Source organism: Methylobacterium sp. UNC300MFChir4.1 (assembly GCF_900110155.1).
GTDB lineage: Bacteria > Pseudomonadota > Alphaproteobacteria > Rhizobiales > Beijerinckiaceae > Methylobacterium.
In genome coordinates this window covers 240,779-262,258 of record NZ_FOCS01000004.1, presented here as the reverse complement: position 1 = coordinate 262,258, position 21,480 = coordinate 240,779, and the positions used below count along the sequence as shown (strand labels likewise).

General features: G+C 71.7%; 18 protein-coding genes. 6 read left to right on the top strand and 12 right to left on the bottom strand.

Going from position 1 to position 21,480, the window contains the following annotated elements; all coding sequences use genetic code 11:
- The first annotated feature begins 4 nt into the window (after positions 1–4).
- Positions 5–1,018, top strand: coding sequence for an adenosine kinase (locus BMY19_RS08700; RefSeq protein ID WP_091926249.1), 1,014 nt, complete (start codon positions 5–7; stop codon positions 1,016–1,018).
- 54 nt (positions 1,019–1,072) lie between these two features.
- Here the strand turns inward: BMY19_RS08700 and BMY19_RS08695 are convergent, their stop codons facing one another.
- Positions 1,073–2,698, bottom strand: coding sequence for a methyl-accepting chemotaxis protein (locus BMY19_RS08695; RefSeq protein WP_244534867.1), 1,626 nt, complete (start codon positions 2,696–2,698; stop codon positions 1,073–1,075).
- Here BMY19_RS08695 and BMY19_RS31260 point away from each other — a divergent pair.
- Positions 2,607–2,873, top strand: coding sequence for a hypothetical protein (locus BMY19_RS31260; protein ID WP_244534868.1), 267 nt, complete (start codon positions 2,607–2,609; stop codon positions 2,871–2,873). The genes BMY19_RS08695 and BMY19_RS31260 overlap by 92 nt on opposite strands.
- A gap of 71 nt (positions 2,874–2,944) precedes the next feature.
- Here BMY19_RS31260 and BMY19_RS08690 read toward each other — a convergent pair whose 3' ends face one another.
- The 8 genes from BMY19_RS08690 to BMY19_RS08655 all read right to left on the bottom strand — a co-directional run bounded on the left by BMY19_RS08690 (position 2,945) and on the right by BMY19_RS08655 (position 13,472).
- Positions 2,945–3,916 (bottom strand): NADPH:quinone oxidoreductase family protein, encoded by a 972-nt coding sequence (locus BMY19_RS08690; RefSeq protein ID WP_100251452.1) that lies wholly within the window; start codon positions 3,914–3,916, stop codon positions 2,945–2,947.
- Positions 3,917–3,971: 55 nt separating this feature from the next.
- Positions 3,972–6,059: a hybrid sensor histidine kinase/response regulator gene (locus BMY19_RS08685; protein ID WP_100251451.1), complete on the bottom strand. Its 2,088-nt coding sequence runs from the start codon at positions 6,057–6,059 to the stop codon at positions 3,972–3,974.
- A 220-nt stretch (positions 6,060–6,279) separates the two neighbouring features.
- Complete coding sequence (gene polA / locus BMY19_RS08680; RefSeq protein ID WP_100251450.1) at positions 6,280–9,438, bottom strand: DNA polymerase I; 3,159 nt, start codon at positions 9,436–9,438, stop codon at positions 6,280–6,282.
- Between the two features lie 22 nt (positions 9,439–9,460).
- Positions 9,461–9,820 (bottom strand): HepT-like ribonuclease domain-containing protein, encoded by a 360-nt coding sequence (locus BMY19_RS08675; RefSeq protein WP_100251449.1) that lies wholly within the window; start codon positions 9,818–9,820, stop codon positions 9,461–9,463.
- The gene (locus tag BMY19_RS08670) at positions 9,801–10,097 is read right to left on the bottom strand and encodes a nucleotidyltransferase family protein (RefSeq protein ID WP_100251448.1); all 297 of its coding nucleotides are present in this window, start codon (positions 10,095–10,097) and stop codon (positions 9,801–9,803) included. The genes BMY19_RS08675 and BMY19_RS08670 overlap by 20 nt, the downstream gene beginning before the upstream one ends.
- A 60-nt stretch (positions 10,098–10,157) precedes the next feature.
- A complete protein-coding gene (locus BMY19_RS08665; RefSeq protein WP_170862926.1) occupies positions 10,158–11,639 on the bottom strand; it encodes a UdgX family uracil-DNA binding protein in 1,482 nt (493 codons plus the stop codon).
- Positions 11,639–12,850 carry a putative DNA modification/repair radical SAM protein gene (locus tag BMY19_RS08660; RefSeq protein WP_100251447.1) on the bottom strand — a complete coding sequence of 404 codons (1,212 nt, stop codon included), beginning with the start codon at positions 12,848–12,850 and terminating at the stop codon, positions 11,639–11,641. Before BMY19_RS08660 ends, BMY19_RS08665 begins: the two co-directional genes overlap by 1 nt.
- A 76-nt stretch (positions 12,851–12,926) precedes the next feature.
- Complete coding sequence (locus tag BMY19_RS08655) at positions 12,927–13,472, bottom strand: regulatory protein RecX (protein ID WP_091976870.1); 546 nt, start codon at positions 13,470–13,472, stop codon at positions 12,927–12,929.
- 224 nt (positions 13,473–13,696) lie between these two features.
- On the opposite strand from BMY19_RS08655, the gene BMY19_RS08650 reads away from it, so the two are divergent.
- The 3 genes from BMY19_RS08650 (at position 13,697) to grpE (ending at position 18,677) form a co-directional block, all read left to right on the top strand.
- Positions 13,697–15,115, top strand: coding sequence for a TAXI family TRAP transporter solute-binding subunit (locus BMY19_RS08650; protein ID WP_020092536.1), 1,419 nt, complete (start codon positions 13,697–13,699; stop codon positions 15,113–15,115).
- 51 nt (positions 15,116–15,166) lie between these two features.
- The gene (locus BMY19_RS08645) at positions 15,167–17,959 is read left to right on the top strand and encodes a [protein-PII] uridylyltransferase (protein ID WP_020092537.1); all 2,793 of its coding nucleotides are present in this window, start codon (positions 15,167–15,169) and stop codon (positions 17,957–17,959) included.
- A 103-nt stretch (positions 17,960–18,062) separates the two neighbouring features.
- Positions 18,063–18,677 carry a nucleotide exchange factor GrpE gene (grpE, locus tag BMY19_RS08640; RefSeq protein WP_026604829.1) on the top strand — a complete coding sequence of 205 codons (615 nt, stop codon included), beginning with the start codon at positions 18,063–18,065 and terminating at the stop codon, positions 18,675–18,677.
- Between the two features lie 18 nt (positions 18,678–18,695).
- On the opposite strand, the gene BMY19_RS08635 is transcribed toward grpE, so the two are convergent.
- From BMY19_RS08635 to BMY19_RS31605, 3 genes are all read right to left on the bottom strand, one after another.
- The gene (locus BMY19_RS08635; protein WP_020092539.1) at positions 18,696–19,067 is read right to left on the bottom strand and encodes a phospholipase A2 family protein; all 372 of its coding nucleotides are present in this window, start codon (positions 19,065–19,067) and stop codon (positions 18,696–18,698) included.
- A 185-nt stretch (positions 19,068–19,252) separates the two neighbouring features.
- Positions 19,253–19,987 (bottom strand): outer membrane protein, encoded by a 735-nt coding sequence (locus BMY19_RS08630; RefSeq protein ID WP_100251446.1) that lies wholly within the window; start codon positions 19,985–19,987, stop codon positions 19,253–19,255.
- Between the two features lie 35 nt (positions 19,988–20,022).
- On the bottom strand, positions 20,023–20,151 hold the full coding sequence (locus BMY19_RS31605) for a hypothetical protein (RefSeq protein ID WP_020092541.1): 129 nt from the start codon (positions 20,149–20,151) through the stop codon (positions 20,023–20,025).
- A 474-nt stretch (positions 20,152–20,625) separates the two neighbouring features.
- Between BMY19_RS31605 and BMY19_RS08620 the strand changes: the two genes are divergently transcribed.
- Entirely contained in the window at positions 20,626–21,471 is an 846-nt protein-coding gene (locus BMY19_RS08620) for a DUF6502 family protein (RefSeq protein ID WP_100251445.1), read from the top strand.
- Positions 21,472–21,480 lie beyond the last annotated feature (9 nt).

The window sequence follows — 21,480 nt, the reverse complement described above, 5'->3', positions numbered from 1 at the left end:
CCGGATGACTGCACCCCTCGATCTCCTCGTGCTCGGCAACGCGATCGTCGACGTGATCGCCCGCACGGACGACGCCTTCCTGTCGGCGCAGGGCGTCACCAAGGGCGCGATGCAGCTCATCGACGAGCCGCGGGCCGAGGCGCTATTCCAGGCGATGGGACCGGCGACGATCGTGTCGGGCGGCTCGGGCGCCAACACCGCGGTCGGCGCGGCGCTCCTCGGGGCCAAGACCGGCTTCGTTGGCAAGGTCCGGAACGACGAGCTCGGCGGCCTGTTCAGCCACGACCTCAAGGCGACCGGCGTCGACTTCGCCGTCCCGGCCGCCGCCGAGGGGCCGGCCACCGCCCGGTGCTTCGTGCTCGTGACGCCGGACGGCGAGCGCACGATGAACACGTATCTCGGCGCCTGCCAGGGCCTGTCGCCCGACGACGTCGACAAGGCGCTCGTGAGCTCGGCCCGCGTCGTCTATCTCGAGGGCTACCTGTGGGATCCGCCGGCCGCCAAGGACGCGTTCCGCAAGGCCGCGCAGCTCGCCCATCAGGCGGGCAACGCCGTCGCGCTGACCCTCTCGGACGCGTTCTGCGTGGGCCGCTACCGCGACGAGTTCCTCGGCCTCGTGCGGGACGGCAGCATCGACATCCTGTTCGCCAACATGGCCGAGCTGCAGAGCCTCTACGAGACCGAGGATCCCGAGGCCGCCGTGGCGGCCCTGCGCGACGAGCGCAACGCCCGCGGCCGGCACCTGCTCGGCCTCGTCACGCGCTCGGCCGACGGCGCCCTGGTGGTTCAGGGCGGCGAGGTCCGGGCCGTCGAGGCGAGCCCGGTCCAGACCGTGGTCGACACGACCGGCGCGGGCGACCTGTTCGCCGCCGGCTTCCTGGCCGGGCACGCCCGCGGGCTCGACAACGTCGCCAGCGCCCGCCTGGGCACGCTCGCGGCCGCCGAGGTCATCCAGCATATCGGCGCCCGCCCGCAGGCGGACCTGGTCGGCCTGGCCAAGGCGCGCGGGCTCCTCTGAGCCGGCGCGCCGGGCGCGCGGTCGGAGATCCGCGTCCGCGCCGATCCCGCGCGCTCAGGCCGCGCGGACGGTCGCGAGGAAGCGCGTCACCTCGTCCCTGAGGTGGCCGGACCGGTTCGACAGCTCCGAGGCTGCCGTGAGAACCTGATCGGCCGCCGCTCCGGTCCCCTTCGCCGCGTCGGCGACGCCCGTGATGGTGCTGGTGACGTCCGCTGCCCCCTGGGCGGCCTGGGAGACGTTGCGGACGATCTCCTGCGTCGCGGCGCCCTGCTGCTCCACGGCGCTGGCGATCCGCGTCGCCACCGCGCTGAGTTCCTGAACCCGACCGCCGATGCGTCCGATCGCCGTGACGGCGTCGCCGGTGGAAGACTGGATCCGGGCGACGTGGCCGCCGATCTCGTCGGTTGCCCGCGCGGTCTGACCGGCCAGTTCCTTGACCTCCGCGGCCACGACGGCGAAGCCGCGGCCCGCCGCGCCGGCCCGCGCCGCCTCGATCGTGGCGTTCAGCGCGAGGAGATTCGTCTGCTCGGCGATGGTCGAGATCAGGGTCACGACATGACCGATCTGGATCGCCGCCCCGTTCAGCTCTTGGACCAGATGCGCGGTCGCCGCCGCGTCCGCGACCGCCGACTGTGTCAGTTCCGTCGAACCCGCGACCTGGCGGCCGATCTCCTGGACGGAGGCGCCGAGCTCCTCGGCCGCCGCCGCCGCGACGCTGACGGTGCTGGCGGCGCGTTCGGCCGCGCTCGCCACCCGGATGGAGCGATCGGCTGTGTCGGCGGCCGCCGCGTTCATGGCCGAGGCCGTGTCCTGCAGCGCGGCGACGGCGGCCGAGACCGTGCCGATGATGCCGCCGACCGTGCCCTCGAAGGCGTCGGCGATCCGGTGCATGCCGCTCCGCCGCTCCGCCTCGGCCGTGGCGCGGGCCTGTGCGGCGTCGTGCTCGAGTGTGCGCGCCCGGATCAGGCCGTCCTTGAAGACCTGGACGGACGCCGCCATGACGCCGATCTCGTCCCCGCGCTCGGAACCGCCGACGGCCGCGTCGAGGTCGTCGGCCGCGAGCCGGCCCATGGTTCCGGCCAGGGACCGGATCGGGCGGGCGACCCGGTGCCAGACCCACCAGACCGCCGCGCCGGTCATGAGCAACCCGATGACCGCGAGCGCGACGGTGACGGACCACGCCGTCCGGAACGCGTCCTCGGAGCGCTGGACCGAGACGTTCGTGCCCTCGGCGGTGACCTGGGCGAGATCCGCCAGGGCATCGAAGGCGGCCACGAGCGGCGGGCGGGCCGGCGCGATGGCGTCGCGGGCCGCGGTCCGGTCGCCGCGCCTGAGCGGGGCGAGGATCGCCTCCTGGGCGGTGCGATAGACCTTCCACCGCCCCTCGAACGCGTCCCAGAGCGCGCGCTCCCGGGGCGTCGTCGCGCGCGCGCGGTAGCTCTGGAAGGCCTCGGGGATGGACCGATCCATCTCGACGAACTCGGCATCGAGGTCCCGGTTCTCACCGTCGTCGACGGCGACCACCTTGCGGATCGTCGTCGTGTGGTACCGCAGCATCAAGAATCGAATCGTATGGAGATCGTTGTCCTTGCGCACCCAGACGTCGCGGGTCTCCACGGCGGCGGCGTTGATGGCCTGTATCTGCAGCAAGCCGACGGCCGAGCTTGCCAGGAAAAGCAGAAATCCGACGATCGAGGGCAGTATCAGCTTTGATACGATACTTCTTCGCAGTCTCATCTCGGGCACCACAGAGGACGACACCGTCGCGTCGGGATGCATGAAGATGAAAGACAGATTTTTCCGCAACCTCTACTGCGGCAGCGATCTGCGCCGCAGATCGGCGCGGAACGCATAGCGCATCGCCCGCCGACGCCGCGCTGCGGGTCGCGCGCCGATCCGGGCTGAGGCGGGCGGCCGCGCCCCGGGTCAGGGCCGCAGGAGAACCTTGCCCACCGCCGCGCGGCGGGTCAGGAGGCCGAAGGCCTCCGGGTACTCCGCCAGCGGGTAGACGCCGTGGACCTGCGCGGTGAGCCTGCCCGCGGCGACCCAGTCGAGGAGCCGGCGCTGATCGGCCCGGTGCGCCTCCGGCTCCCGGTCCAGGAAGGCGCCCCAGTGGACGCCCTGCACGTCGAGTTCCTTGAGGAGCATCAGGTTCAGCGGCAGCCGCGGGATGGCGCCGGCGGCGAAGCCGATGACGAGGAAGCGCCCGCGCCAGCCGAGCGCCCGCAGGGCCGGCTCCGCGTAGGCGTCGCCGACCGCGTCGTAGACCACGTCGATCCCGCCGCCCGAGATCCGGCGCAGCTCGTCCTTGAGCGTCGCCGGGTCGTAGACCACGCCCGCCTCGGCGCCGTGGGCGCGGGCGACCGATAGCTTCTCCTCCGAGGAGGCGCAGGCGATCACCCGGGCGCCCATCAGCCGGCCGAGCTCGACGGCAGCGAGGCCGACGCCCCCGGAGGCGCCGAGGACCGCCAGCCACTCGCCGGGCCGCAGGCGCGCGCGGTTCGCCAGGGCGTGCAGCGAGGTGCCGTAGGTGATGGTCAGCCCGGCCGCCTGCTCGTCCGGCACGGCGTCCGGCACCGGCGTGAGCCGGGCGGCGTCGAGGGCGATCAGCTCCGCGCAGCAGCCGTGCCCGGCATGGACGATCACCCGGTCGCCCACGGACACGCCCGCGGCGCCCTCGCCCAGCGCCTCGACCACGCCGACCCCCTCGCCGCCCGGCGAGAACGGCAGGGTCGGCTTCACCTGGTAGCGCCCGGCGGTGATCAGCGTGTCGAAGAAGTTCAGGGCCGCCAGCCGCATCCGCACCAGCGCCTGCCCGGGGCCCGCCACCGGGTCGGGCCGCTCGACGATCTCCAGATGCTCCGGCCCGTCGAGCCTCGTGCACAGCAGCGCCCGCATGGCGTCCCTCCTCCCCGGCGTGTCCCGGCCGATCAGGCCCGAACCGACCGTGCGGTCAAGCCGTTCCGATCATCTCGCGGATGCGGGCGCCCAGCACCTCCACCACGAACGGCTTGGTGATGACCTGCATCCCGGCCTCGAGGGGCCCGTTGCCGAAGACCGCGCTCTCGGCGTAGCCGGTGACGAACAGGACCTTGAGGCCCGGGCGCGTGAGCCGCCCGGCCTCGGCCATCTGGCGCCCGTTCATGCCCCCCGGCAATCCGATGTCGGACACCAGCAGGTCGATGCGCACGTCGGATTGCAGCACTTTGAGGCCGGCCGCGCTGTCGGCGGCCTCGATCGCCGTGTAGCCGAGATCCTCCAGCACCTCGGTGACCAGCATGCGCACGGTCGGCTCGTCGTCGACCACCAGCACGGTCTCGCCCGGCGCGGCCCGCGGCGGCGCGCCGACGGCGGTGTGCGCGTCCTCCTCGGCGACCGCGCCGCGGTGGCGGGGCAGGTACAGGCAGACCGTCGTGCCCCTGCCGACCTCCGAGTGGATCCGCACCTGGCCGCCCGATTGCTGCGCGAAACCGTAGATCATCGACAGGCCGAGGCCGGTGCCCTGCCCCAGGGGCTTCGTGGTGAAGAACGGCTCGAACACCTTGCCGACGATCTCCGGCGCCATGCCGCTGCCGGTGTCGGTGACGCACAGCGACAGGTACTGGCCCGGCGGCATGTCGTGGCGCCGGGCGGCGCGCTCGTCGAGCCACGCATTGGCGGTCTCGATCGTGATGCGGCCGCCCTCCGGCATCGCGTCCCGGGCGTTGATGCACAGGTTGAGGAGCGCGTTCTCGAGCTGCGGCGGGTCGACCAGGGCCGGCCAGAGGCCGGGCGGCGCCACGACCTCGACCACCACGGCGGGGCCCACGGTGCGGCGGATCAGCTCCTCCATGCCGGCCACCAGCCGGTTCACGTCGGTGGGCTTCGGGTCGAGGGTCTGGCGACGCGAGAAGGCGAGCAGCCGGTGGGTCAGCGCCGCGGCCCGTTTCGAGGCCCCCTGCGCGGCGTTGATGTAGCGGTCGACGTCCATGACGCGGCCCTGGCCGAGCCGGGTCTGGATCAGCTCCAGCGAGCCGGAGATGCCGGCGAGCAGGTTGTTGAAGTCGTGGGCGATGCCGCCGGTCAGCTGGCCGACCGCCTCCATCTTCTGCGACTGGCGCAGGGCCTCCTCGGCGGCGGCCAGGGCGTCGGCGCGCTCGCGCTCCGCGGTGAAGTCGCGGCCGACGGCGTTGATGACGCCCTCCCCGGGCCGGGCCGCCCAGCTGATCCAGCGATAGCCGCCGTCCCGGTGGCGGTAGCGGTTGTCGAAGCGCGCGAGGCTCGACCCCGCGGAGAGCTGGCGCGCGCCCTCGACGGTGCGGTCGAGATCGTCCGGGTGGACGAAGGCGATGAGCTTGGTTCCGATCAGTTCGTCCGGGCGCCAGCCCAGCACCTCGGTCCAGGCCGGGTTCACCGCGGTGATCGTCCCGTCGAACAGGCAGCGCAGCATCATGTCGGACGAGAGCGTCCACAGGGCGTTGCGGTCGGCCGTGCGCTCCTCGACCTGGTGCGCCAGGGTCGCGTTCAGGTCGCGCAGCTCCGCGAGCGCCGCCTCGAGCCGGCCCTGGCTCTCCTTGAGGGCGGCGTCCGCGAGGACCCGACCGGTGGTCTCGTTGGTGAGAATGAACAGGCCGGCGACCCGGCCCTCGGCGTCGAGAACCCGCGAGTACGAGAAGGTCCACCACGTCTCCCGCGCGCCCCGATCGGTGTCGAGCTGCCACGGCAGGTCGACGAAACGCTCCGGGCGGCCCGCCATGGCGGCGTCGATGATCGGTTTGGCCTGATCCCAAGCATCGGCCCAGACCACGTCGAACCGCTCACCCATCGCCCAGGGCAGCCGCGGACCGAGCAGCGGGAAGTAGGTGTCGTTGAAGAAGAAGTGGAGGTCGGGCCCCCAGGCCAGGATCATCGATTCCGGCGAGTTGAGGACGAGCGACAGGGCCGCGCGGAACTCCGCCGGCCACGTCTGCGGAAGCCCCAGGGGATGATCCGACCAGTCGCGCGCGCGGATCATCCGCGCGGCCTCACCGCCGCCGGAGAGGAAGGGGAAGGGGTCGGTCACGGGCTTTGAGCGATGCAGGTCATGGGCGTACGGCGTATGACCGTCTTCGGCGGCATCTCCAAGCTGCCCGGTCGCGGTTCAACGACGTCGTCTCAGCGCGCCGCCGTCCTCGCGAGCGGAGCGAAGCGACCCAGGGCTACGGGACGTCGGAAAGCGCGGCGCCGACGGGATCGCCTCGCTCCGCTCGCGAAGACGGCCGGCTGAGCCTCGGTCCGACCCGTCAATGCGCCTCCTGCCAGTTGCCCGCCGCGTTGGCCTCGACCACCAGCGGCACCTTCAGGGTCAGGGCCGGCGCCGGCGCCTCCTCCATGACGCCGCGGATGATCGGGATCGTCCGCTCCACCTCGTCCTCGGCCGCCTCGAACACCAGCTCGTCGTGCACCTGCAGCAGCATGCGCGCCCTGAGCTTCTTCGCGGCGAGGGCCGCCTCCATCCGCGTCATGGCCCGCCGGATGATGTCGGCGGCCGAGCCCTGGATCGGCGCGTTGATCGCCTGCCGCTCGACGCTGGCGCGCTCGGAGGGGTTGTTGGAGCGGATCTGCGGGTAGTGGCACACGCGGCCGAACAGGGTCGTGACGTAGCCCTTGTCGCGGCAGCTCTTCTTGGTGGTCTCGATGTAGTCCCGGATGCCCGGGAACTGCTCGAAATACTGCTTGATGAACGCCGAGGCCTCCTCGCGGCCGATGCCGAGCCGGTCGGCGAGGCCGAAGGCCGAGATGCCGTAGATGATGCCGAAGTTGATGGTCTTCGCCCGGCGCCGCAGGTCGGGGGTCATCGCCTTGAGCGGCACGCCGAACATCGCCGAGGCCGTCGCCGCGTGGATGTCGATCCCGTCCTCGAACGCCTTCCGGAGTTCCGGGATGTCGGCCATGTGGGCCAGCAGCCGCAGCTCGATCTGCGAGTAGTCGGCCGAGATCAGCCGGCTGCCGGGCGCCGCCACGAAGGCGCGGCGGATCCGGCGACCCTCCTCGGTGCGGATCGGGATGTTCTGCAGGTTCGGCTCGGAGGAGGACAGCCGCCCCGTGGTGGTCGCCGCCAGCGAGAACGAGGTGTGGACCCGCGCCGTCTCGCGGTCGGCATGGGCCTGGAGCGCGTCCGTGTAGGTGGATTTCAGCTTCGAGAGCTGCCGCCATTCCAGGATCTTCTTGGGCAGCTCGTGGCCCGCCTGGGCCAGCTCCTCCAGCAGGGTCGCGGGCGTGGCCCACTGGCCCGACGGCGTCTTCTTGGCCCCCGGCAGACCCATCTTCCCGAACAGGATGTCGCCGATCTGCTTCGGCGAGCCGACCGAGAATTTCTCCCCGGCATCCTCCTGGATCTCTTCCTCCAGGCGGACGAGGATCTGCGAGAAATCCCCGGACAGGCGGCTCAGCATCTCCCGGTCGACGCGGATGCCGCGCTGCTCCATCCGGGCGATCACCGGCAGCAGGGGCCGCTCCAGGGTCTCGTAGACGGCGACCCGGTGCTCGGCCACGAGGCGCGGCTTCATCATCCGCCACAGGCGCAGGGTCACGTCCGCGTCCTCGGCCGCGTAGGCGGTGGCCTTGTCGATGGCGACGCGGTCGAACGTCACCTTGTTGCGGCCGGTGCCGGCCACGTCCGAGAAGGTGATCGGCTGGTGGCCGAGGTGCCGGCGGGCCAGCTCGTCCATGCCGTGGCCGCCCTTGCCGGCGTCGAGCACGTACGAGATCAGCATCGTGTCGTCGAACGGCGCGACCTCGATGCCGTAGCGGGCGAGCACCACCCAGTCGTATTTGAGGTTCTGGCCGACCTTCAGGACGCCGGGGTGCTCGAGGAGCGGCTTCAGCCGGGCGACGGCCTCCTTCAGGGGGATCTGGCCCGGCACCGGCTCGACCACGTCGGAGGGCGCGGCGCCCTCGCCGAACAGGTCGGTGGCGTCCGCCTGCACCTTGGCGGCCTGGACGTGGGCGAGCGGGATGTAGCAGGCCCGGCCGGTGGCGACCGCCAGCGAGACGCCGACGAGGCCGGCCCTGTGGGCATCGAGCGAGTCGGTCTCGGTATCGACCGCGATCACGCCGGCCTCCTCGGCCTCGGCGATCCAGGCGTCGAGCTGCTCCAGGGACGAGACCGTCTCGTAGGCGGCGGTGTCGAACGGCGCCACGGATTCCGCGGCCCGTGCCGCCACCACGTTGCCGGGCGTCGCCTCGACGGGCGCCCGGGGCTTGGCGGGCGCGTCCGGCAGGTCGAGATCGGCGAAGGGATCGATCTCGCCGCCCTCCGGCGGGGCGGCGCCCGGCGGTCGCTCGGCCCCGGCGGCCGCGGTCTCGGGATCCGGCGGCACGGAATCGCCGAAGAACGGCACCGCGTCGCTGCCGCCGGCGGCGTTGCCGTAGCCGTGCGGCCGGGCGCCCGGCAGGAGGCGCGGATCGGGCTTCACCGCCTCGGGATCGACGTGTAGCATCTGGGCGATGCGGCGCGTCAGCGTGTTGAACTCCATCGCCTTCAGGAAGCCGACCAGCTTCTCGGGATTGGGCTGAGGCACGCCGAGGTCGTCCAGCGGCACCGGGACCGGTACGTCCTCCATCAGCGCCACGAGCCTGCGCGACAGCTTGGCCTGATCCACGTTGGCGAGCAGCGTCTCCCGCCGCTTGGGCTGCTTGATCTCGCCCGCCCGCTCCAGCAGGGCCTCGAGGCTGCCGAACTCCTTGATCAGCGCCGCGGCCGTCTTCAGGCCGATGCCGGGCACGCCCGGCACGTTGTCGGAGGTGTCGCCGATGAGCGCCAGCGCGTCGCCGATCTGGTTCGGCTGCAGGCCCTCCCACTTGGCGACGATCGCCTCGACGTCGAGGTTGCGCTCGGGCCGGTAGCCGGGCTTGCCCTTGGCACCCGACTCGAAATCGTAGAACCGCACCTGCGGCCCGACGAGCTGCATCAGGTCCTTGTCGGACGAGACGATGATGACGCCCGCGCCCCGCGCCTCGGCCTGGCGGGTGTAGGTGGCGATGAGATCGTCGGCCTCGTAGCGCTCCAGCTCCACCGCGTGCAGGCCGAAGGCGCGCACCGCGTCGCGCATCAGCGGCATCTGGCGCTTCAGGTCGTCGGGCGCGTCCGGGCGGTGGCCTTTGTAGTCGGGGAACATCTCCTTGCGGAACGAGCCCTCCGACTTGTCGAAGACGATCCCGAGATGGCTCGGCATGGTGCCGGCGGCGCCGTCCTGCAGGAACTGCGCGATCTTGGTGCAGAACAGCCGCACGGCGCCGGTGGGCAGCCCGTCGGAGGGACGCGAGTTGTACTTCTGGTCCTGGTTGATCGACTGGAAATAGGCCCGGAAGATGAAGGACGAGCCGTCGACCAGGATCACCTGATCGCCGGGTCCGACGGGCTTGGTCTCGGGGCTCGAGTCGGGCTTCGAGTCGGTCATGGGCTCAGGCGGCTCGGGGCGATCAGGAGTCGGGCGCGCGGACGAATTCGGCGCGGCAGGCCGCGACGAGAACGGGCAAGCGCTCGTGGACGGTCCGCCAGACGATGTCCAGCTTGACGCCATGGTAGCCGTGACGAAAGACGTTTCCGATGGAGGCGATGTCGCGCCACGGAACATCCGGATGGCGCTCGCGCATCGCGTCGGTCAGCCGTCGGCTCGCCTCCGAGACGATCTCCAGGCAGCGGACGACCGCGTAGTTGGTCCGCAGGTCCGCCACGAAGGCCTCGAACGACATGCCGGCGACGAAGCGCTGAGCGGCATCGGCGTTGTCGATGATGTCCTCGCAGGCGGCGAGCGCCCGTTCAGAAGGCGGAAACCGCATCGTGCTCGGCCCGCTGACGGACGCGCGGCTTCAGGCTTTCCCGGTCGGCCACGTCGACCGGAACCGGGAACAGTTCGTCGATGAAGCGGCACAGGCCGGCATAGGTGAAGAGGTCGCGCACGCGCTCCCGGTCGATCTCGATCATCACGTCGAGATCGCTGTCGGCCTGCGCGTCGCCCCGGGCAACCGAACCGAACAAGGCCGCGTGCAGCACGCCGCGGCGGCGCAGTTCCGCCTCGTTGGCGCGCAGGATGTCGAGGGCGGCGAGCTTGTCCATGGCGGCGGGACCGGAGGGAATCGGCGGCCGCCAGCATAGCAGAACCGCGGCAGAGGAGGATCAGGCCGTGAGCTCGCGCCCGAGCGCCTCCACCCGGCGCAGGTCGTCCACGAAGGCCGCGTAGGCCTCCGCCTTCGCCTCGTCCGGCAACCGGAGCAGGTAGGACGGGTGGACCGTGATGAAGCCCTGGAATCGGTTGTCGTGCCGGTCGAAGCGGAACGGACCGCGCGCCCGGGTGATCGGGATCGCCTTGCCGGTCAGCGCCAGCACGGCGGTCGCGCCGAGCGCCACGACGAGCTTCGGACCGACGAACTCGAGCTCCCGGTCGAGCCACCACCGGTAGTGGCTGACCTCGCCGGCTGTCGGCTTCTGGTGGATGCGGCGCTTGCCGCGCTCCTCGAACTTGAAGTGCTTGACCGCGTTCGTCAGGTAGCTCGCGCCCCGGTCGATCCCGGCCTCCGCCATAGCGCGGGAGAGCAGCTGGCCGGCGGGCCCGACGAAGGGCCGGCCCTGCCGGTCCTCCTGGTCGCCGGGCTGCTCGCCCACGAAGGCCACCGTCGCCCCGACCGACCCCTCGCCGAGCACGGCCTGGGTGGCCCCCGGCACCAGCGGCTCGGTCCGGCGGATGATCGCGTTCAGCTCGTCGAGGCTCTTGGGATCCTGGTCGGCCATGGCGGCGACGGCCCGGGCGGGTTCGCGGCGTGTGGGCAAGGTCGGCTCCCTCTCGATCATGGCTTCGGTGCGCCCGGCCGCCGCCCGGACCAGGGCCGGGATCGCGGCCGTCTCGGGCATGTTGTGCCAGTACTTCTTGGGCATCTCCGCCCGCATCGCCTTCAGGTTGGTGCGGGCCGGGTTGAACGTGCTCTCGTAATAGGTCTGCCAGCCGGCCTCGAAGCCGTCGCCCTCCGGAAGTTGGGCACGGTCGCCGGGCGGCCCGAAAGTCAGGGTCTCGGTGTTCCAATGGGCCGAGCCCTCGGGCGTCAGGATCGACCAGCGCATCCCGCGGAAGCGATCGACGAAGAACGGTGCCGCCGCCTCGAGGATGTGGTGGTCCGGCTCGAACCACGCGACGTAGCGCTCGCCGTCCGGTCCCTCCGCCCGGCGGAAGCGCAGGAAGGCGTGCATCTTGTGGAGGTCGCGCCCGATCGCCTTCGCCATCCGGTGCAGGCGGTGGACCAGCGGGTCGCTGCCGACCTCCATCAGGTGCCGCTCGCCGCGGCAGACCCGCCAGATCAGCGCGTAGAGCAGGCCGTAGCGCTCCGGATCGCGGTGGGGAATGACCTGCGGGATCAAGGTAGCGACGGCCTTCGGCAGGACAAGCGGCGTCCCGGCGGCCTGCTCCGCGTCGCCGCCGAACAGGCCGGGCGCGTCCGTCACCGACCACGTCACGGCTTCGGGCGCGACGCCCCGCGCGACGAGGCTCCGGGCGGCGTTGCGGAAACCGTCGAGATCGGCGCCGGGGCGCAGCGCGACGGCGCGCGGCGACAGCGAATCCCCTCTCTCCAGGGAGGGAGAAGGACTCGGCGCGTGACCCGCTCCCATCAGAACAGGCTCAGCTGCGCCGCGGGCTCGACCAGCCGCGCCCGGAGGTCGAGCCGGTCCGTCAGCCCGACCGGCCGATGGTCGGCGGCCACCAAGAACGGGCGCGCCCGCTTCAATCCGGAGGTCAGCCGGGCGACGTCATCGAGGCGCAAGGTCGCGTGGCGGCGCGCCCTGACGATCTTGTCGACCGCCCGCGCCCCGAGCCCCGGCACGCGCAGGAGCCATTCCCGGTCGGCCTTGTTCACGTCCACCGGGAACTTGTCCCGGTGCTTCAGCGCCCAGGCGAGCTTCGGGTCGATGTCGAGGGCGAGCATCCCGCCCTCGGAGGCGTCGGCCACCTCGTCGGGGGTGAATTCGTAGTACCGGAGCAGCCAGTCGGCCTGGTACAGCCGGTGTTCGCGCTGGAGCGGCGGCGGCTTCGGCGGCAGGATCGACGACCCGTCCGGGATCGGACTGTAGGCAGAGTAGTAGACCCGCTTCAGGCCGACGCTGCCGTAGAGGAGCGCGCTCTTGCGGATCAGCGCCTCGTCGGTGGTGGCGTCCGCGCCGACGATCACCTGCGTCGAGTGGCCGGCCGGCGAGAACCGGCGCTTCTCGGCCTTGGCCTGCACGATGCGCTCGCCGATCTGCGCCATGGCGCCCTGGATCGCGGCGCCGTCCTTCTCGGGAGCGAGGCGCTCCAGGCTCGCCTCGGTGGGCAGCTCGACGTTGATCGAGAGCCGGTCGGCGTAGAGGCCTGCCTCCTCGATCAGCCAGGGGCTCGCCTCCGGGATCGACTTGAGATGGATGTAGCCGGCGAAGCCGTGGTCGCGCCGGAGCGACTTCGCCACGCGGGTCAGCAGCTCCATCGTGTGGTCGGGCGACTTGATGATGCCGGAGGAGAGGAACAGCCCCTCGATGTAGTTGCGCCGGTAGAAGTTCAGGGTGAGGTTCACGACCTCCTCCACGGTGAACTTCGCCCGCCGCACGTTCGAGGAGCGCCGGTTCACGCAGTACGCGCAGTCGAACAGGCACCAGTTCGTCAGCAGGATCTTGAGGAGCGAGACGCACCGCCCGTCGGGCGTGTAGGCGTGGCAGATCCCGGCGCCGGTGGTCGACCCGAGCCCGTCCTTGCCGGCCGCCCGCTTCGGCGCGGCCGAGGAGGCGCAGGAGGCGTCGTACTTGGCGGCGTCCGCGAGGATGCGCAGCTTCTTGGCCAGGGTCTCGTCCATCGAACAGACAATGAACAACACGGCCGAAGGTGCAAGGCCGGCGCGGCGTTCACCCCGGGCCGCGATGCCGCACCCGTCACGCGGGCGCGTCGGGCTCGCCGGATTCGTCGGGCTCCCGGTCGACCACACGGCGGGCGAGGCCGTAGGCGAAGCCGGCCCGGGCCAGGGCGGCGAGGTCGCGGTCGCGGTGCGTCGCCCGCTGGTCCGGGCGGCGATACGGTCCCAGGCGTCGCCGCTTGGCGTAGGCCTGCGCGGCCTGCTCCTCGATCGCGTCCGCCTCCCCGTCCGGCAGGGCGTCGCGCTCCGCCAGCATGGCGGCCTCCACGACGTCGCGCGGGACCCCCTTGGCGGCGAGCTTGGCCGAGACGCCGCGGGTCGAGGTGCCGCGACGCCGCAGGGTGGCGAGGCGGGTGTCGGCGAAGCGCGCGTCGTCCACGAGGCCGGCCGACACCGCCCGCGCGACGGTCGCCGTCACGAGGTCGGCGAAGCGTTCGGGATCCTCGCCCCGGGCCCGCGCGCGCTTCTGGACGCGGCGCGCGAGCGTCCGGCGCAGCATCTCGGTCGAGGCGCTGTAGCGCTCCAGATAGTGGAGCGCCGCACGCTCCAGCCAGGCCGGGCTCACGGGGCCGGGCGGCTTGATCTCGCGGTCGCGACCTTCTGGCGCGGATCCTGCAACGAATGGAGATTTCACCGGTTCTTCACGATCTCGACAGGTTTGCGTTCCATGACTCGGGTATGGAACGCGTGCAACGCGACAGGCTCGGCCATGGCCCGAACCACCGTTCTTCGCCCGGCACTCCGCAGGGCCGATGGCGCCCGCGGCTGCACGGCGCGGCGGCCGTACTGATGCGGCGCGAGTGGCTCCTGGTCCTCGTGGCCCTGGGGCTCGCCGCGGCCGCGGCCGCGATCGTCTACCTGTCGCGCCCGAACACTCTGACGGTGGCGGTCGGCCCCCAGGACGGGCCCGAGGCCGCGCTGATCGAGGCCTATGCCGGCGCCCTCGACCGGGCGCGGGAAGACGTCCGTCTCAAGGTGGTGCGCTACGGCGACGTGCGCGACAGCGCCCTGGCACTCCAGCGCAACAAGGCCGACCTCGCGGTGGTGCGGCCGGACGTGTTCCTGCCCGAGAACGGGCTGACCCTGGCGATCCTGCACGACGAGGCCCTCGTCATCGCGGCGCCGGAGGCGGCCGATCTCGACGACGTGCCGGCCCTGGCGCGCAAGCGGCTCGGCATCGTGGTCCGTCACAGCGCCGACCTGTCGTTCCTCACGAACCTCCTGTCCTTCTACGACCTCGTGCCGGACATCGTGGGCGAGGACGCGCCGGAGGCCGGCCACGCCGCCGAGGCGGAGCCCGGCCACGTGGTCGTGGTGCCGCTGAAGGTCGGCGACGTCACGGCCGCGCTCACCGAGAAGCGGGTCGACGCGGTGGCGGTGATCGCGAGCCCGGCCTCCAAGCCGGCGGCCGCGGTCGTCCGCGCCGTCGAGCTGGGCGCGCCGGACCGCAAGATCGGCTTCGTCTCGATCCCGGACGGCGACGCGATCCTGCAGCGCTTCCCCGAGCTGCAGTCGGTGACGATCCCGGCCGGCACCTTCGGCGGCCGCCCGAAGCGGCCCGACGAGGAGGTCAAGACCGTCGGCGCCTCCTATCGCCTGATGGCCCGCGGCACGGTGAGCCGCGTCGCGGTCGCCTCGGCGACGCAGCACCTGTTCGAGTGGCGCTCGCGGCTCGCCTCGACCGCGCCGGTGGCCAAGCTGATGAAGGCGCCGGACTTCGACACGACGGTGGCGGCGACCTCGGCGCGCCTGCCGAACCACCCCGGCGCCGTCGACTATTTCGAGCGCGAGCAGCAGACCTTCCTCGACCGCTACGAGGACTACATCTACCTGTTCGCTTTCTTCGGCGGCACGATCGGCTCCGGCTTCGCGTGGCTCGGCCAGCGCCTCGCCCGCAAGCGCCGGGAGCGGGTCGATTTCGTCCTCGACCGGCTCCTCGACATCATGCGCGAGGTGCGCGCGGCGACCAGCGCCGCCGAACTCGACGCGATCGCGATCGAGACCGACGGGCTGGTGGCGGACGTGGTCTGCTACGCCCGCGAGCGCAGCATCGACGCGCGGACGGTCAGCGCGCTGATCCTGGCGGTCGACGGCGTCCACGCGGCCATCGCCGACGCGCGGCGGCAGACGAGCGAGACCGAGCCCCGGGCGGCGACCCGCAACCGCACGGCCCGGCTGCTCGCCCTCGATCTGCCGGCCGCGGAGTAGCGGCGGGCGCCGCATGGCTGGCGGCTTAGGGATATCATGCTAACGGGAACCATGTTCGATCCCGTCGCCGCCCTCGATACGGTTCTCGAGAACCTCGACCGCGAGGCCCGCGAGCCCACGAAGCTCCGGGCCGCGCTGGTGCCGCAGCTGCGCCGGGTGATCGAGGAGGGCCACCGGGCCGCCGAGGCGCAGCTCCTCGAGGACCGCAACGGGCTGCTGTGCGCGCAGACCCTGTCGAATCTCACCGACGCGGTGGTCCGGGCGATCCACGACGCCGTGGTCTGGCGGCTCTATCCCAACGACAACCCGTCGACCGGCGAGCAGCTCGCGGTGGTCGCCACCGGCGGCTACGGCCGGGGCACGATGGCGCCGGGATCGGACATCGATCTGCTGTTCCTGCTGCCCTACAAGCAGACCGCGTGGTCCGAGAGCGTCGTCGAGGGGATGCTCTACGTCCTGTGGGACCTGAAACTGAAGGTCGGCCACGCCACCCGCTCGGTCGAGGAGTGCCTGCGCGAGGCGCGGGCCGACATGACGATCCGGACGGCCCTGCTGGAGGCGCGGTACCTGTTCGGCACCCGGGTGCTCTACGAGGAGCTCGTGACGCGCTTCGACGCCGAGCTGGTGGTCGGATCCGCCGCCGAGTTCGTCGAGGCGAAGCTGCGCGAGCGCGACCTGCGCGTCTCCAAGGCCGGCACCTCGCGCTACCTCGTCGAGCCCAACGTCAAGGACGGCAAGGGCGGCCTGCGCGACCTCAACACGCTGTTCTGGATCGCCAAGTACACCTACCGGGTCCGCGACCAGATCGAGCTCGTCAGCGCCGGCCTGTTCACCCCGGAGGAGTACGCGCTGTTCGAGCGCTGCGAGGAGTTCCTGTGGCGGGTGCGCTGCCACATGCACTTCGCCACGAAGCGCGCCGAGGAGCGCCTGTCCTTCGGTCTGCAGCCGCGGATCGCCGAGCGCTTCGGCTACGAGGCCCGGGGCGGCCTCTCCGGCGTCGAGCGCTTCATGAAGGCCTATTTCCGCATCGCCAAGGATGTGGGCGATCTCACCGCCATCGTCTGCGCGGAGCTGGAGGCGCGCCACGCCAAGCGCACGCCGGTTCTCGACCGCTGGATCGGCCGGTTCCGCGACCGGTTCCGGGCGACCGCCATGGAGGCGGAGGATTTCTGGATCGACCACGGCCGGGTGAACCTGCGCGCGGAGGACGCCTTCGAGCGCGACCCGGTCAACCTCATCCGGCTGTTCTGGCTCGCCGACCGGCATAACCTCGCGATCCATCCGGACGCCAAGCGGCTGGCTAACCGGTCCCTGCGCCTCGTCAACCCGTCGCTGCGCGTGGATCCCGAGGCGAACCGGCTGTTCGTCGAGATCCTGACCTCGCGGAACGCGCCGGAGGAGGCGCTGCGCGAGATGAACGAGGCGGGCGTGCTCGGCCGCTTCATCCCGGATTTCGGCCGCATCGTCGCGATGATGCAGTTCAACATGTACCACCACTTCACGGTGGACGAGCACCTGCTGCGCACGGTCGGCGTGCTGGCGGACATCGAATCGGGCCGGGCCCAGGAGACCTACCCGCTGGTCTCGCGCCTCGTGCACTCGATCCACAACCGCACCGCGCTCTACGTCGCGATCCTGCTGCACGACATCGCCAAGGGCCGCCCGGAGGACCACTCGATCGCCGGCGCCGCCATCGCCGAGAAGCTCTGCCCGCGCTTCGGCCTGAACCAGGCCGAGACCGAGACGGTGCGCTGGCTCGTGGAGCACCACCTGCTGATGTCGATGACCGCGCAGAGCCGCGACCTCTCGGATGCCAAGACGATCGAGCGCTTCGCCGCGAGCGTGCAGAGCCTGGAGCGGCTGAAGCTCCTGACCATCCTGACGGTGGCCGACATCACCGCCGTCGGTCCCGGCGTCTGGACCGCCTGGAAGGGCACCCTGGTCCGCACCCTGTACGACGAGACCGAGGTCTACCTCTCGGGCGGCCATTCCGAGATCGCCCGCACCGACCGGGTGCGCCTCGTGCAGATGGGCCTGCGGGAACAGCTGCCCGGCTGGGGCTCGGAGGAGTTCGACGCCTACGCGGCCCGCCACAGCCAAGCCTACTGGCTCAAGGTCGACGGCACGCGCCAGCTCAAGAACGCGATCTTCCTGCGCGACGTCGTGCGCGACGGGCGGACCAGCGCGACCGACGTCGCCCTCGATCCCGTCCGGGGCGTGACCGAGATCACGGTCTACTCGCCGGACCATCCCCGCCTGCTCGCCATCGTCACCGGCGCCTGCGCGGCGGCCGGCAGCAACATCGTCGACGCGCAGATCTTCACCACCACGGACGGGTTCGCCCTCGACACGATCTTCATCTCGCGCGCCTTCGAGCGGGACGACGACGAGCTGCGTCGGACCAAGCGCATCACAGCGGCGATCGAGCGGGCGCTGAAGGGCGAGATCAAGATCGCCGACCTCGTGGCCGACAAGCACCCGCCGACCAGCACCCGCGCCAAGACCTTCCCGGTGCCGCCGGACGTCATCATCGACAACGCCCTGTCGAGCCGGGAGACCGTGGTGGAGATCACCGGCCTCGACCGGCCGGGCCTGCTCTACGAGCTCACCACGGCCTTCAGCCGGCTGTCGCTCAACATCACGTCGGCGCATGTGGCGACGTTCGGCGAGCGCGCCGTGGACGTCTTCTACGTCACCGACCTCACCGGCACGCGGGTGACGCAGCCCGACCGGCAGGCCGCGATCCGGGCCGCCGTGATGGACGTGTTCGCCCACGACGTCGCGACGCTGAAGGCCGAGGGTCTGGAGGCGCTGGTGGCGGCGCCGCCGCCGCGCGAGGCGTGAGCGTACGGGTTGATTTCGCGGCCCCGTGGCCAGATATCAGCGCCGATTCCACCATCCCTCACCGATTCCCGCCCACGACTGAAACGTGATGACGAGCAACGACATGCCCCAGGATGACCAGCGCCAGACCACGGTCGAAGCCGGTGCCGGCGCGGCCCAGGATCCCGCGCCCGCGGGTCAGGGCAGCGAGTCGGCCACCGTCGATCCGGTCGCGGAGGCCCTGGCCCTGCTGACCGCCGAGCGCGACGAGCTCAAGGACAGGACGCTGCGCACCCTCGCCGAGATGGAGAACCTGCGCCGCCGGACGGAGCGCGAGGTCGCCGACGCGCGCGCCTACGCGGTGACCAACTTCGCCCGGGACGTGCTCAACGTCGCCGACAACATCCGCCGCGCCCTCGACAGCGTCCCGGCCGACGCGAAGGCCACGGCCGACGGCGCCCTGAAGGGGCTGATCGACGGGATCGAGCTCACCGAGCGCGACCTCGGCAAGACCCTCGAGCGCCACGGCGTGAAGATCGTCGAGCCGCAGGGCCAGAAGTTCGACCCGAACCGCCATCAGGCGATGTTCGAGGTGCCGAACGCGGAGGTTCCGGCCGGCACCGTCGTGCAGGTCGTGCAGGCGGGCTACGTCATCGGCGAGCGCGTGCTGCGCCCGGCCCTGGTGGGCGTCGCCAAGGGCGGCCCGAAGGCAGCCGCCAACCCGGCCGACGCGGCCTGAACGGTCCCGCGGTGCGCCCTACTGGCAGGGCAGCGCCGCGGCGAAATCCGAGATGAACTGCGCGGTCTGGCGGGTCCGGGCCGGCGCGGCCGGATCGCGGGCGACGAGCCCCGCCTCGACGCGGAGGCGGCCGTTGCAGGCGCAGGTCGGCAGCGTTCCCGCGGCCGGCTCGGGCGAGCACGCGTCGTGGTGCGCGCAGGCGAGATCCAGCGCGTCGATCGGCGGGTAGCCGGGCCCGCGGCTGCCGGGGCCGCAGAAATTCCCGTAGATCAGGATGGCGCCGCGCCCGTCGGGCCCGGGCGGCACGATCTCCTGCGCCCGCGCCGGGACGGTGCAGGCCGCGAGCGCGACGGCGAGCAGCATTGTCGTGAGGGAGGTCGAGCTGGGCATGCTCACGGCCGATCCTGTCGGAGAGAATCCGCGGTCCCGCGGGGCTGCACCCGCGCGGTATCCGGCCTCACCGACATCCCTCGGCCGTGGACAGGCTCGCGCGGCCGACAGATTCGCGAAGCCGAATGCAGGGCATTGCGACCCAGCTTGACCGCTCCGTCAAGCTATCGTCGAACGAATATTGCTCAGAATCGGTAATTCACACCGGCCCGAACCACCGCAAACCCGGAGTCCTGTTTGCCGGCACCATAAAACGCCGGAACACTGGCGTTGTAGTACGTGGCGGCGTTCGTTCCGCGGCCGAGATGGAGGTAGAGCGCCTCCACCTTGGCGGAGAGCTTCTCGGTGAAGGCGTACTCGATGCCGCCGCCGGCCGCGTATCCGGTCCGGTCGGTCGACGGCAGGGTGTAGGGGTAGGCGCCCGCGTCCGTCGCGCGCGCCCCGCCGCCGTAAGCGAAACCGCCGGTCCCGTAGACGAGGACCCGGTCGAACGCGTAGCCGAGCCGGGCGCGGACCGTGCCGAAATAGTCGAGGCTCGGTCGGACACTGTAATACGGCGTGGTGCCGAGATAGGCGGCGTCCGCCTTGGCGAAGGCCGCGCCCTGGATGTCGGCCTCGACGCCGACGACGCCGCCGGAGCCCGGCGTGAATTGGTAATTGTAGCCGATCTGGCCGCCGCCGGCGAAGCCGCCTGACCGGCCGCCGCCCGTGATGGCGCCGTAGGTCGGGTCGGTGAAGCCGCCGCTCCCGGTCGGGAACGCGTATCCCGCATTCACGCCGGCATAGAAGCCCGTCCAGGTGAAGACCGGGAGCGACGGCAGTGGCGGCGGCGCGCGGCGGGGCAGGTCGGCCGCCTGGGCGGCGAGGGCCAGGCAGCCGCATGCGGCGCCCGCGAGGGCTGCGGAGGTTCGTGCGTTCATGGAAATCTCGTTCGGCGCGCGGCGGAGCCGCGGGATCAGAGGGCCAGGAGGAGCAGCCCGACGACGGTCACGGACAGGATCAGGCAGAGGGCGAGATCGAGAATGGCCGCTCCACCGCAGGTCGGCGCGGTTCGTGCGCGGTCGATACCGGACAGGGCGATCAAGAGCGGACCTCGCGGTTCTCTTCCGTGCGTGCCGCGACCCTCACGGTTCTCGCGGCGCGTCGGGGCCCGACGGCGCCCGAGGGTGCCGCCGCCCCGCCTGAGGGGGTGGCGGGAGCGGCGGCCTGCGGCGCCCTCGGTGAACCGGCGCGGTGGACCGTTTCCGCGACGGCGACCCCGAGGACGGGCAGTGTGAGCGCGGCGACGACGCAGACGAGGCGTCGGAGCCGCGGAAGGGGATCACTCAGGCTTGCCCGTCGCGCCTGGGCGGTGGGAAGCGTGAGCGGCGGCAGGGGCCTCGCCACGAGCGTTCGCGTATCAATCGTCATCGGCCGGCCCCGCATTTCGTGGGAAATTTGACCACGAAGCCGTTTTACGTGTGCAAAAATCCCACGTCAAAGCGAAATCGAGGGACCAGCGTGCGCCTTCGCACGCGGTGGGATTGTGTCCCACAGCATGAGCCGTCACGATGCGGCCATGTCTGATACTGCCGATACACCGCGGGAGGGCGCCAGCCTGCACGCGCCGCTGGCGCGGCTGCTGCGCCCCCTCGTGCGCCTGCTCGTCGCCCGCGGCATCACCTTCCCGGCGCTCACCGACCTGCTGCGCGAGCTCTACGTGAACGTCGCCGAGTACGACTTCGCCCTCGCCGGAAAGGAGCAGACCGACAGCCGCGTCTCCCTGCTCACCGGCATCCACCGCAAGGAGGTCCGGCGCCTGCGGGGCGCCGGTGCTCCGGTCAGCGCCGTCCCGGCGGTCGTCTCCCGCACCAGCCGGATCATCGCTCGCTGGATCGCCGACCCGGCCTTCACCGACGCGCAGGGCCAGCCCCTGAAACTTCCGCGCACGGCCGAGGGCGGCGCACCCTCGTTCGAGTCGCTGGTCGCGGGCGTGACGCGGGACCTGCGGCCGCGCGCCGTCCTCGACGAGTGGCTCGATCGCGGGCTGGCCTTCACGGATCCGCAGGACCGGATCGTGCTGGCCGAGGCCGCCTACGTACCGAGGGGCGACGGCGCCGAGGGGCCCCAGCTCTACTATTTCGGCCGCAACCTGCACGACCATATCGCCGCCGCCGTCGCCAACATCTTCGGAGACGCGCCGCGCTTCCTCGAGCGGGCGGTCCACTACGACGGGCTGTCCAAGGACCTCGCGACCCGGCTCGAGTCGCGCGCCCGCGAGATCGCCATGGAGGCGCTGCAGCAGGCCAACCGGGAAGCGCACGCCGCCTGCCAGACCGATCCCGGCGGCACGCATCGCTGGAACTTCGGCCTGTACGTCTACACCGAAGCGGCGCCGCCGGCGCGGCGAGCGGACGAGCGGTGAGAGGCCGGC

What these genes read in the sequence shown, in the direction of transcription:
- BMY19_RS08660 (WP_100251447.1), bottom strand. Translation starts at nt 12,850, where the DNA reads ATGGACGAGACCCTGGCCAAGAAGCTGCGCATCCTCGCGGACGCCGCC.
- BMY19_RS08620 (WP_100251445.1), top strand. Translation starts at nt 20,626, where the DNA reads ATGTCTGATACTGCCGATACACCGCGGGAGGGCGCCAGCCTGCACGCG.
- BMY19_RS08700 (WP_091926249.1), top strand. Translation starts at nt 5, where the DNA reads ATGACTGCACCCCTCGATCTCCTCGTGCTCGGCAACGCGATCGTCGAC.
- polA (WP_100251450.1), bottom strand. Translation starts at nt 9,438, where the DNA reads ATGACCGACTCGAAGCCCGACTCGAGCCCCGAGACCAAGCCCGTCGGA.
- BMY19_RS08650 (WP_020092536.1), top strand. Translation starts at nt 13,697, where the DNA reads ATGCGGCGCGAGTGGCTCCTGGTCCTCGTGGCCCTGGGGCTCGCCGCG.
- BMY19_RS08635 (WP_020092539.1), bottom strand. Translation starts at nt 19,067, where the DNA reads ATGCCCAGCTCGACCTCCCTCACGACAATGCTGCTCGCCGTCGCGCTC.
- BMY19_RS08675 (WP_100251449.1), bottom strand. Translation starts at nt 9,820, where the DNA reads ATGCGGTTTCCGCCTTCTGAACGGGCGCTCGCCGCCTGCGAGGACATC.
- BMY19_RS08630 (WP_100251446.1), bottom strand. Translation starts at nt 19,987, where the DNA reads ATGAACGCACGAACCTCCGCAGCCCTCGCGGGCGCCGCATGCGGCTGC.
- grpE (WP_026604829.1), top strand. Translation starts at nt 18,063, where the DNA reads ATGCCCCAGGATGACCAGCGCCAGACCACGGTCGAAGCCGGTGCCGGC.
- BMY19_RS08645 (WP_020092537.1), top strand. Translation starts at nt 15,167, where the DNA reads ATGTTCGATCCCGTCGCCGCCCTCGATACGGTTCTCGAGAACCTCGAC.
- BMY19_RS08690 (WP_100251452.1), bottom strand. Translation starts at nt 3,916, where the DNA reads ATGCGGGCGCTGCTGTGCACGAGGCTCGACGGGCCGGAGCATCTGGAG.
- BMY19_RS08665 (WP_170862926.1), bottom strand. Translation starts at nt 11,639, where the DNA reads ATGGGAGCGGGTCACGCGCCGAGTCCTTCTCCCTCCCTGGAGAGAGGG.
- BMY19_RS08670 (WP_100251448.1), bottom strand. Translation starts at nt 10,097, where the DNA reads ATGGACAAGCTCGCCGCCCTCGACATCCTGCGCGCCAACGAGGCGGAA.